The sequence below is a fragment of the Prosthecobacter sp. genome (genome assembly GCF_020439865.1).
Classification (GTDB): domain Bacteria; phylum Verrucomicrobiota; class Verrucomicrobiia; order Verrucomicrobiales; family Verrucomicrobiaceae; genus Prosthecobacter.
This window is the reverse complement of record NZ_JAGRPF010000013.1, coordinates 1-11,010: the sequence shown is the minus strand read 5'-3', so window position 1 is coordinate 11,010 and position 11,010 is coordinate 1. Positions and strand designations below refer to the sequence as shown.

At 60.4% G+C, this 11,010-nt stretch carries 8 protein-coding genes and 2 pseudogenes; all 10 read right to left on the bottom strand.

Features of this window, described 5'->3' with window-relative positions:
* Positions 1-327, bottom strand: a pseudogene (locus KDL09_RS01020) (hypothetical protein); the annotation flags it as partial.
* 8 nt (positions 328-335) lie between these two features.
* The gene (locus KDL09_RS01015; protein WP_294380422.1) at positions 336-1,433 is read right to left on the bottom strand and encodes an SUMF1/EgtB/PvdO family nonheme iron enzyme; all 1,098 of its coding nucleotides are present in this window, start codon (positions 1,431-1,433) and stop codon (positions 336-338) included.
* A gap of 91 nt (positions 1,434-1,524) precedes the next feature.
* Positions 1,525-2,583 carry a sialidase family protein gene (locus KDL09_RS01010; RefSeq protein ID WP_294380419.1) on the bottom strand — a complete coding sequence of 353 codons (1,059 nt, stop codon included), beginning with the start codon at positions 2,581-2,583 and terminating at the stop codon, positions 1,525-1,527.
* 92 nt (positions 2,584-2,675) lie between these two features.
* The gene (locus KDL09_RS01005) at positions 2,676-3,668 is read right to left on the bottom strand and encodes a hypothetical protein (RefSeq protein WP_294380417.1); all 993 of its coding nucleotides are present in this window, start codon (positions 3,666-3,668) and stop codon (positions 2,676-2,678) included.
* The gene (locus KDL09_RS01000; protein WP_294380415.1) at positions 3,665-4,864 is read right to left on the bottom strand and encodes an SGNH/GDSL hydrolase family protein; all 1,200 of its coding nucleotides are present in this window, start codon (positions 4,862-4,864) and stop codon (positions 3,665-3,667) included. The genes KDL09_RS01005 and KDL09_RS01000 overlap by 4 nt, the downstream gene beginning before the upstream one ends.
* Positions 4,861-6,672 (bottom strand): CocE/NonD family hydrolase, encoded by a 1,812-nt coding sequence (locus KDL09_RS00995; RefSeq protein WP_294380413.1) that lies wholly within the window; start codon positions 6,670-6,672, stop codon positions 4,861-4,863. Before KDL09_RS00995 ends, KDL09_RS01000 begins: the two co-directional genes overlap by 4 nt.
* Positions 6,669-8,474, bottom strand: a complete 1,806-nt coding sequence (locus tag KDL09_RS00990; RefSeq protein ID WP_294380411.1) for an alpha/beta hydrolase fold domain-containing protein — start codon at positions 8,472-8,474, stop codon at positions 6,669-6,671. Before KDL09_RS00990 ends, KDL09_RS00995 begins: the two co-directional genes overlap by 4 nt.
* Positions 8,471-9,688 carry an MFS transporter gene (locus tag KDL09_RS00985; protein WP_294380409.1) on the bottom strand — a complete coding sequence of 406 codons (1,218 nt, stop codon included), beginning with the start codon at positions 9,686-9,688 and terminating at the stop codon, positions 8,471-8,473. Before KDL09_RS00985 ends, KDL09_RS00990 begins: the two co-directional genes overlap by 4 nt.
* Complete coding sequence (locus KDL09_RS00980) at positions 9,685-10,692, bottom strand: succinylglutamate desuccinylase/aspartoacylase family protein (RefSeq protein ID WP_294380407.1); 1,008 nt, start codon at positions 10,690-10,692, stop codon at positions 9,685-9,687. The genes KDL09_RS00985 and KDL09_RS00980 overlap by 4 nt, the downstream gene beginning before the upstream one ends.
* Before the next feature lie 9 nt (positions 10,693-10,701).
* Positions 10,702-11,010, bottom strand: a pseudogene (locus tag KDL09_RS00975) (hypothetical protein); the annotation flags it as partial.

The window sequence follows — 11,010 nt, the reverse complement described above, 5'->3', positions numbered from 1 at the left end:
CTTTTCGTCATACTTCCCGACGCCAGTGACCGTGAATCCGTCCAACACCGCCTTCTCCGCCATTTCGACACCGCCTTCGAGGATGGTCGCCTCGGCCCGTTTGAGACCGGTTTTGCCTTTCTCGTCGTTCCCGGCGCTTTTGACGATCACGCCGGCTTTGAGCTTGAGATGCTCCTGGTAATTGCCCGGTGACACAACAACCACGTCGCCTGATTTGGCCACGTCGATGGCACTTTGGACGGTTTTGTAGGCCTCGGGCACGCGCAAATCGGTCGCATGCGACATGGTGGTGATCGCGAGAGCCAGCAGAAGGATGCGTTGTGTCATGAGAGTGGCTATTTGGATGAAACTGCCTCAACGTGACGACCCAGACAGACCCGGAAGCCATCGCGGGAGTCGGAATACGTCACGTTCCTGATTCCGAGCCGAACTGCACAACGCGCGTTGCCGGGGACGTCGAAGTAGTTGCCGCCTTTGCACACAGGTCGCGTCACGGTGCGCTGTTCCACATTTTCAAAATAGACCTCCTCATGCCCGCCTTTCGGGTCGAAGTGGTCGATAACAAACTCCCACACACCACCGCACATGTCGGCCAGGCCGAAGCCGTTGCGGCCTTTTTCGCCAAAGTGATCCACCGGTGAGACAAATGCGAACCCGTCGCTCCAAGGCACTTTGCCCAGCGGCCATGCTTTCGTGCGACCCGGCAGCACGTCCATGCTGGAGATGTTCAGCCTGTCCTGGCCTTCTTCGATTTCATTGCCCCACCAGAAGGCGAGGCTCTCCTTGCTGCCGCCGCGACAGCCGTATTCCCATTCTGCCTCCGTGGGCAGGCGGTATTCCAAACCATCCGGCAAGCGGCCTGCTTTGCGTTCGCGCTCGGTCAGCCATGCGCAAAAGGCCCGCATGTCATTGTAGCTCACGCACACGACGGGAAAATCATCGCGGTTAGGGAATCTCCAGTTCGGATCGCGCCAACTCTTGCCTTTCATCGACTTCCATGGATGCACGACGCTGGTAGTGAGGTGGTAGCCGTCCCATTCGGGATCGAAGACCTGGGTTTCACCACCGGGTTTTTCCGCGTCGGTCACGAAACCGGACTCTCCGACGAAGCGCTTGAACTGCCCGACGCTGACTTCGGTGCGTCCCATCCAGAAGCCAGCCTGCACATGCGTCAGTCGTGCCTTTTCGCCCTCGAATGACTCGCGCGTCGTGCCGGGCTGCGCGCCGCCTTCGATGCCAGTCGCCCACGCCTTCTCCTCCGGCGAACTGCCCATCATGAACTCACCTGGCGGGATGAACACGATCTCCAAAGTGACACCAGCGCCAAGATCGAGCCTGCGGGCATCGCCTTGAACGGGCGCGTCTTTGGCCCACACGGGGAACAGGCCGCAAAGGGACAGGCAGGCCAGGAAGCGGGTGATGACTTTCTTCATGCGGTTTATCTCATACGCACCCGGAGCCGCGGCTTTCGCTCGCCATGTGCTTTCCGCGTTGCGGGAAGTGCGGCGCCGCTGACGGCGCGTCTCATTGCCCGGGCAGGGCAAAGCTTACGGCGGCGACATGCGGCCGGGCCCAGTCTTTGTGGGCGTGATCAGAACCGCTGTAGTAAAGCGCTAGGGCGCTTCCATCGGGCAAAATCACGCCGCTGGGATAGCCGCTGTCGCGTGAGGCGAGTGTGTCTGTGATCGTGAAGCGCCTGGCGTAATCAAACTCGCCCAAGGCGCTGCCGACGATGCCAATGATGCCAAAGGGACCGATGCGGTTGCCGGCGAGAAGAAGCACGCCGCCGGGCACCTCGATCAAGTCCGCCGGATGCACCCAGGCCGGGGCGAGCAATTTCGGCTCGGTCCACGTCGCGCCCTCATCATCGCTCACGCTCGTCCACAATTCATAAGCGCGGCTGCGAACCGCCGCGATGAGGCGGCCGGAACGCGTTAGGAGCAGGGCCGTCTCGTTGAGCTGCGTCTTGCCGGAGCCGATCTGCGAGAGCCGCTTCCAGGTGCGGCCATCATCGGTCGAGCGATACACATGGCTCGATTCCCGGCGCGCTTTCATGTCGCCCTTCGAGCCGATGACGTCGCCATAGATCGCCATGAGCATGGTGCCGTCTGCAAGGGTGACCATGCGGCCATAGGGCGAGCCAAAACCGTGCGCGGCGCAGTCGATGGGCGCGGGCGGCTGCCATGTCCTGCCGCCATCTTCGGAGCGGGTCACCCAGGTGGACATTTCCTTGCCGAGAAACGGATTGTATTTGCCCTGCTCATCGTAGTTGGCCGTGCGGTAGAAGCTGACGACGAGCGCGCCGGACTTCGCGACACCAAACGCGGGATTGCGATCATCGAGAGGCGAGTCGTTCACGACCACCTGCCCGCCCCAGGTCTTGCCGTTGTCCGATGAAAAAATCATGTCCAGCCTGCCTGCGAGACCGAGATGAGCCGCTCCTCCGCGAATCACCGCGGCCAGGCGTCCATCCGGCAGCCGGTGCATGACAGGGAACATGGCCTTCGGCGCGGCCTGCCACACGTCAGAGGGAATCTTCGGCGGAGCCTGCTCCTGCGCACGAATGAAAGCGACGGATAGCAACAGTAAGACGGGGATGATTTTCGTGGCGGCTCTTTTAATGCGCTGCGTTGACAGAAATCTATCCGCTGACCGAACAGATAGGAGTGTCTGCTTCACTTTGCTCGGCGGGCCTCATTCCATTTGGCAAACTCCGCGAGGATCTCATCACGCGAGCACTTCGGTCGCAGCACCGTGCGCACTTTGAAAGTGTAGTCCTTCAACACCTCCGGCTTCTGGATGAGGAACTGGAAGTCCCACGCGGGATTCGTGGTCTTCAGCTCCGCATTCGCGCCGCCGCCGCTCGGCGAGTGTGTGAAGCGGATGCCCTCTGTGCGATCAAACATCACGATCCACACGAGATCGTCGAAGTACCCGTAAAAGAACGGCAGGTCAAAACGGAAGCGCGAGAGGCTCTTGAAGAGCGTGTCGCGACTGCCTTCGGGAAACGTCATTTCGAAGATGTCATCGCGATGCCGCACGGTGCTCTGGTCGTTGTGCCACTGCGTGCAGAATTGCGTCCACATTTCCATCTGCGCATCGAGCCCTCCGAAGAAATACATGCTCTTGTCCGCGGGCGCATTCATGTAGCTGGCCCAGAATAGCGACAGATAGCCGCGTGGAAACACATCGCGATGAGCCCGGCAGCGAAACTCCATGTCGAGGTAATGCGGCTCGCTGAGCGTGAAACGCGTCCAGCTTTCCACGTGAAACGTCGGTGTCGGCGGTTGATGCAATTCCGCCTCCGTGTCGCTCAAACGCGTGAGGGACATCGGCGCATGACGCGGTTCAAAGAACGTTTTCGAATCCTCCAGATGCTCGCCGCTGACGATGTGCTCCAGATTTAATCCTGCGACGGCTGGCACGAAGAGACTGCGCGCGCCCTTCGCATGTCGAAGACTCCACAGACCGTTGTAACCCGCGCGATGTTGCTCGTGTGCTGAATTGTCACCGATGACGGCGGTCAAATCACCCGCATGCAATGTCGTATGCGCAGCAGCAGCCTGCTGGCCCGTGGCGCTGGATGCCAAAGCGGCAGCCATCGACGCGCGGATGAACCGACGACGCGTGGTGTCGTTTCGATGAAGTGTGGTCAGGACCGGGTTCATGGTTGGTGAGCGGCGATCCATTTCACGAGCAAGTCGGACAAGGGCGACTTGTCCCCAGACAAACGCTCAATCAGGCTCAAGTCCTGCGCACGCACCAAGCGACGCGCGAGGGCTTCATTGGCTTTTTCGGAGGTGTCCAGCGTCGGTTTGGCGGCAGATGGCAGGGCTACCACCACGTCCCATTGCTGCGGGCCGAAGCTCAGCGACCAGTTCATGATCCAGGAGTAGTGCTGGTGGAAGGCTTGTGGCGTTGATTCGCCGAGATGCCCGGACACGGCGATGATGACGAGGTCTGGCTTCATCGTGCGAACGGCTTTGGCCGCGGTTTCGAGCTCAGCGAGCGTCTTTCCTTCCGTCGTCCAGGACTTCACGATGACCTGCGCATTTGGATGAAGCTTCTTCAACGCAGCCTCGATGTGCTGATCGTAAGGAGGCATGGCGAACACGCTGACAGGTTTGCCTTCGCGAAGAAGGTTGAGCGTGTGTGCCAGCGGGTTCGGTGGTGGTGGTTCATCGCGCAGAGATACTTCCTGCCCGGTGATGGTCCTGGCGATGGTTTCGGCGAAGAGTTTGTGGCCGTCCATGTTCGGGTGAATGGCATCGCTGAGGAGGAAGTTCCATGCGAGCGGATCCTTGGCGCGAACAGCCTCAAAGGCCGCATTGCAGTCCGCCAAGGCCAGAGACTCGGTCTTCGCGAGTTCACGGATCGCATTCGAATACTCGGCCAGCTTCGTCACCGGACGCTGCGGTGATTCCACGACGCTGTTCTGTGTGCAAAGAACGACTTCCGCGCCCGCATCGCGACAGCGCTGGATGATCTGCCTCATGTTGGTGATGAAATCGGCCACGGGCACGCGGACGAGATCGTTCATTCCGAACATGATCGTCACAAGGTGTGGCTTGTGGGCCAACACATCGTGCTCCAAGCGCGCGAGACCGCCTTTGCTTGTGTCGCCACTGATTCCGGCATTCCGCACCGTGATGTCCACCTTGGGATTGATCTTCTGCAGAGCGATCTGCAGCATCTCTGGATACGCGCGCAGACTGCCGCTGTGATAGTAGACGCCCGTGATGCTGTCGCCGATGCAGACGATGCGAACCGGCTCTTTGGCTTCAGCCAGCAGTTGATGCGTCCTTTCAGAGACGGCGGCAGAAAGCTGTGAAATGAGAACGAGGAGCAGGACGATAGATCTCATGGTTGCACTTTGGGGATAATTGGCAGGACTACATGCGAGGGATGCTTCGCGTTGTGGTAAATCGTTTGTTTCGCGATCACGCTCCGGGTTTCGAGGCCGATGTTATCTGCACCAGTGTTCAGATTGCGCAGATAATAAGGGAACCAACTGCTGGAGATCTCAACGCGGATTCGATGGCCTTTCCCGAAGACGTTCGCGGTCGCACGCCAGAAGTCGATGGTGTATTCGAGCGCTTCATTTGGCTCGATGATGCTGAGCTTGGCGGGATTGAACGCGCCGTTGTGCTCCGGATCACGATGGCGTGCGCGCATCACGCCCTCGCAGAGCATCGCGGAGAAGCCGTCCGGCTGAACATCGATGAGACGCACCATCCAGTCGGTGTCGCGTGCTGACGTGGCGGCATAGAGCTTCGCCGTGATTGGGCCGACGACTTCCACTTCATTTTCGAGCGGCGGCGTGGTGTAAACTAGCACTCCGTCGCCACCGGATGACTTGCGCGTGTCAGCCGCACCATCTTCCAGATGTCCGCCGGTGAAACACGAGCGCGTTGGCTTCCCGGGATCGTAGGTGTAGGTGTCAGACTCGGCGTTTTGATCAGCGCTGGTGCTCAGCGTGCCATCACCTCCAATGCCGTTCGCATGGCCGTTGCTGCCGAAATAGTATTTTGTCCACTTCGTCTCTGGAAGCGGCCAGTCCTGCGCCGTCCTCCAACGATTGCGTCCCATCACGAACAACTGCACGGGCGCATCCTTCTCCACGCCGTTGTCGATGCCTTTGAGCCAGTGGTCAAACCATCGGCACACATAGCCATCCCAGTCGATCACTGCTTCAGCGCCATAGTCGAAAGCACCGAGTTTGCGGCTGGTATTGATGATGTGCTGCCAAGGTCCGATGACCATGCGCGGTCGACGCGCCTCGGCAGTCGCACCATGCTGCTTCATGGCGAGGTAGTTCATCGGCGCGCCAGGGAAGTCGGCATCAAACCAGCCCGTGGCCGCGAGCGATGGAACGCTGATCTTTGCATACGACTCCGGCGTCTGATAGGCGATGTCCTGCCAGTACTTGTCCGATGAAGTGTTGCCGAGAATCCATTTCTCATACCACGGCGCGTCGAGCGCACCGCGCACCTCCTGCAGCTTCACATATGGCAGCTGCATGTAGTCTTTGAGTCTTCGTTCCTCCAACGCGAAACCGCCATACGGTCCCGGCCCCATGTTCTGCGCCACGCGACCACCATTCGCTCCAGCCCAATCGACCATCCACGACACGAGCAAACCGTTCTGGTAGGGCGTGTTGAACATCGCATCCGGCGGCGCGACCTCGGGCACGATGCACTTCAGCGATGGCGGCGCCTGAGACGCCGTCCACCACTGCGTCCAGCCCATGTACGACAGCCCCATCATGCCCACCCGTCCATCGCACCATGGCTGATGCGCGAGCCATTCGACGAGCTCATAGCCATCTGTCTTATGCTTGGTATCAAACGGATCCCACGTCCCTTCCGAATCAAACCGCCCGCGCGAATCCGCAACGGCGACGACATACCCGCGCTGCGCGAACCACGTCCCGCGTTTCGTGAAGCCGGGGTTGTTGCTGTAAGGCGTGATGATCAGAATCGCTGGGAATCGCCCTTCCGCCTTGGGTTGAAACACATCGACAGAGAGTTTCACGCCATCACGCATGGCGGGCTTGTGCCCGCGCGTCGCACGCACTTCGAACTTTGCCTCCGAGTAGTGGCCCGGATCAGGTGCTGCAGCGCTGAGTGTGCAGGCAAAAACGATTGGGAGAAGGAGCTTCGTCAGGTTCATGGTGCCGGAATGATTTTCTGTTTCGCCGACCACACTAGCGCAGCGGCATTCCATTGCTCCCAAAGCGGGCCTTTGCAGCCGTTGAGGCCGTGGCCGCCGCTGGGAAGTTCGAGGAGTTCGACGGGGCGCTGGTGTTTCTGCATCGCAGCGACGAATTGGCGGCTGTTCTCGATGGGAACGGCTTTGTCGTCGATGGCGTGGGCGAGGAAGACGGGCGGGGTGTTGTCGGCGACTTGCAACTCGTTCGAGTAAAGACGCAAGAGTTCGGCCGTCGAGTTTTCGCCGATCAGTTCGTTCTTCGAACCGGTGTGCGTGAATTCGCCCATGGTGACGACGGGATACACGAGCCAGCCAAAGTCAGGGCGGCAGCTCAGGCGTTCGATGGGATCGGCGTTGGCGGCATCACCCGCATTGAAATGCGTGAGGGCGGTCGATGCGACGTGACCTCCGGCGGAGAATCCGAGAATGCCGATGCGCTGCGGATCGATCTTCCACGCTGCAGCGTTCGCACGGGTGAGTCGGATGGCGCGTTGCGCATCCAGCAGCGGCACCTGGTGGCGCAGCGATGGCAGCCGATATTCGAGAATGACGCAGGCGATGCCATGCTCGTTGAGCCATTGCGCGATGGGGTAGCCTTCCTTTTCGGTGACGTGGCGAATATAGCCGCCGCCCGGGCAGAGCACGATGGCGGCACCGTTTGCCTTGCCAGCAGGCGGGAGGAAGACTTCAAGTTCCTTCGAGCATTCCTCGAATTTGCCATCGCCGACCGGTGCTTTGCCGGGCCAGAGCGGGACGCGATCCGTGATGGTGGGCTTGTTGGTGTCATCGCGCTCGGTGGTGACTTGATAGGTTTTGCCATCCGTGACGACCTGCACCGTGCCGTGAAGACCAGTCACGTAGGTTTTGGCACCGAGCGCCTTCAGCGTGACGGTGGATTTGATGCCTTTGGCGTAGCGCGGGAAAACGCTGGCGATGGAGACCTCCGGATGCGTCGCTTCACGAAAAGCCTGCGGGATGGGATGTATGCCATGACCTGGAGCGACAAGGATGTGACACTTCAATTTCGTCTTGTCCACGAAGGGCATGAGGCTCGCCTCGATGTCCTCGGTCTGGATGTCGCCGGGCAGCAGGAAGACGATGTCGCCGAACTGGATGCGCAGCGCGAGCGAGTTGGCGTTCACGAGGAAATGCGAAGGCGTGTCGTTCTTCTGCCGCGTGTTCACTTTCGGGTCTTTGAAGTAGCTCTTCGGTGGCGCGATGACTTCGATCTTCAGATCCGAATCCAGATTCAGCATTTCGCCCGCCGTGGCCGTGATATGGGCTCCACGCGCTTTGAACTCATCACGCACGAGGTTGTAGTGATCGAGTTCCGACTTGTTCGTGCCGCGATAGTCATCCTCGTTGCCACTGCGGAAGATGTATCCGCAGTCGATGAGCTTGTTGATGTCAAAATGATCCTTCAGCCAGAGCAGGCCACCGAAGTGGTCATAGTGCGCGTGACTGATGAAAACGCCGTCGATGACGGTGACGCCCTGCTTTTTCAGCAGCGGCGCGACGACATCGCGTCCGGCATTGAAGTTCGCCAGCCAGCCGTCGGACGACAGCCTCTCGGGATGCGCCGTGCCAGTGTCGTAGAGCCACGTTTTTCCCGAAGGTGTGCGCATGACGACGGCGAGTCCGGCGCCGCGCTGGATGTCGGGGATTTCGAGAACCGTGAAGCTGAAGGTCCCGTCGGCGGCGTGGGTGAAGCCGACGAGTGATGCGAAGGCGAGCGTGGCCGCGATTAGAAAGTTGCAGTTCATGAGACAGTTGATGCCTGAGCGAGATCGCGCGGAAAAAGCGCCTTGATGCCGATGATCAAGGCGGCTCCTGCGACGATGTAGGCCAGGGCGGTGATCGAGAGCAGCCGGTCGATGCCCAATGATTGCTTCCACATGCCGCCGAAGAGGGTGGCGAAGCCGGACATGATGGCGCCGAAGAAATTGAGCACGCCGACAGCGGTGGCGCGGGCCTCGGAGGCGACAACATCGAAGGCGGCGGGGAAGATATTGGCAATGAAGAGGCCGCTGAACAAGCCGAAGCCTGTGGCGGCGATGCGCGTGACGAGCAGCGTGTCGCTGTTTCCCAGCGCGTGGATGCACGGTGCGGAAAGCGCAAGGCCGGTCACCATCAGCCAGAAGCGCGCGGCCTTGATTCGCAAGGACAACGCATCAGCGATGATGCCGCCGCTGATCACGCCGATGAAAGTGGCGGTCTGCAGAAACGCAGTGGCATTGAAGGCAGCATCAGCCTGATTGAGCGCGAACTTGTCGTGCAGGAAGGCGGGAAGCCAGCCGTAGAGCAGCCAGATGCCGAACACGAAGACGGGAAACACGACGCAGAGAAGCAGGAAGGTGCGCGAGTGGATGAGCGAGGTGAAGGAGACCGGCTTCGCGGCATCGGGCAGCGGTTCCTCAACTCGTCGCAGGAAGGCGAAGTAGGGCAGCGCATACAGCACACCCACGGCACCGAGTGCGAAGAATGCTCCACGCCACTCGCCGCGGTCCGCCATCCAGCCGCCGAACCAACTGCCAACGACGGTTCCGGCGATCTGGCCGGTCATCAAGACTGATACGGCGCGCGAACGTCGCTCAGCCGGATACGCGCTGGCGGTGAGTGCAACGGCGCTGGACATGTAGAGCGATTCCGACACGCCCATAGCCGCGCGCATGACGAGCATCATCGTTCCGGTGACCACGAGCCCCGTGCCGACGGTGACGACGCTCCACACGACGAGGCTGAGCACGACGAGCAGACGTTTCGAAAAACGATCGCCGAGATAGCCGGAGACCGGACAGCCGAAGGCATAGATCCAAAGAAACAGCGCACCGACGAGGCCGAGCTGCTGGTCCGTCATGTTCAGATCGACCTTCAGCGACGGAAACATCGAGAAGACAGCCTGGCGGTCGCAGTAGTTCAGAAAGTAAGCGAACCACATGAAGGCGACGAGCGCGCCGGCTGTCTTCGCTCCTCTCATGCAGTCAGGACCTCGCGTTCGCTGACCTGTTTGGCGATCACTGCCACGCAATCACCCTGCTGCGTCAAACAGGGAGCGCGCATGGTAATGAGGTAGCCGCTGCTGGCGGCCACGATCCGCTCCGGCGCACGATCGGGACGCTCAAGATGATGGATCCAGCCGACAGTCTGCCCTCTTTTCACTTTGGCACCGAGATCGAGCGCGATTTCAAAGATGCCGGACTCAGGCGCGAGGATGTAGTCCTCGCGGTTGAGAGCCTGCGTGAGAATCGGCGGCTTCGCTCGCGGTGTGACACGGCCTTTGAGTGCTCCGAGATGCACGAGCACGTTCTTCAATCCGCTTTGCGCGATGCGATGCACGCTGGCGGGAATGCACTCGCCGCCGCCGAGTTCCGTGGTGACGACGGTCTTGCCCTGATCCTCGGCTTCGACGGGCAGCAGGCCGGTGCCGGCGATGTCGGCGTAGATGAAGCAGAACTCGGTGTTCCAGGCGAGCATCGCATCATACATGCGACGACGCTGCTCGCGATCCGGCACGAGGTGCATGTGCGAGCACGGCACGAACTCCATGCTGCGTCCGCCGCTGTGGATGTCGATGACCGCGTCGCTAATCGGAAACAACACCGTGCGCAGGTAATGCGCGATCTGGCTCGTCACCGGACCTTCGGCGTCACCGGGGAACGCACGGTTCATGTTCATGCCGTCAAGCGGTGAAAGTCGTGTGCTCGCGCGTGCCGCGGGAAAATTCAGCGACGGAATGAGAATCATCCTGCCTCTCACTTTTTCCGCCTCCAATTCCCGCGCGAGTTTCATGATGGCGACTTGGCCTTGATACTCGTCGCCGTGATTGCCACCGAGCACGAGCACGGTCGGGCCTTTGCCACGTGCGACCACGGTGATCGGGATCATCACATTCGCCCAGCCACCGAGGTTGTGGGAATACGGCACCTGCAGGAAGCCCTGCTGTTTGCCGGGTTTGTCGAAATCGAGCGAGGTGATGACCATGGGCGCGGATTATTCGCGGTTGATGAACTCGTCGAGATTCATGAGCACCCGCGCCGTGGCGACGAGCGTGGCAGCTTCGACGACTTCCGCAGGCGGAACCGATTTCTCGACAAAGTTCAACACCTTGAGCGCCTCCGGACCGGCGCTTTGCACGCGTGCCTTCTGCTCCGCATGGAAGGCACGAAGTCGTGAAAGCTCCTCGGCGCGTGGATCGCGGTTCAAAACGAGACGGAAAAGCTTCTGCAGGCGTTTGGATGTTTCGCTGCTGCTTTCATGCAAGGCGCGAAGGGCGAGGGACTGCGCGGCTTCGACAAACAT

Bases quoted from the DNA above. Each gene is read 5' to 3' on its own strand.
- KDL09_RS00995 (WP_294380413.1), bottom strand. From the start codon at position 6,672: ATGAACCTGACGAAGCTCCTTCTCCCAATCGTTTTTGCCTGCACACTC.
- KDL09_RS00985 (WP_294380409.1), bottom strand. From the start codon at position 9,688: ATGAGAGGAGCGAAGACAGCCGGCGCGCTCGTCGCCTTCATGTGGTTC.
- KDL09_RS01015 (WP_294380422.1), bottom strand. From the start codon at position 1,433: ATGAAGAAAGTCATCACCCGCTTCCTGGCCTGCCTGTCCCTTTGCGGC.
- KDL09_RS01000 (WP_294380415.1), bottom strand. From the start codon at position 4,864: ATGAGATCTATCGTCCTGCTCCTCGTTCTCATTTCACAGCTTTCTGCC.
- KDL09_RS00980 (WP_294380407.1), bottom strand. From the start codon at position 10,692: ATGGTCATCACCTCGCTCGATTTCGACAAACCCGGCAAACAGCAGGGC.
- KDL09_RS00990 (WP_294380411.1), bottom strand. From the start codon at position 8,474: ATGAACTGCAACTTTCTAATCGCGGCCACGCTCGCCTTCGCATCACTC.
- KDL09_RS01005 (WP_294380417.1), bottom strand. From the start codon at position 3,668: ATGAACCCGGTCCTGACCACACTTCATCGAAACGACACCACGCGTCGT.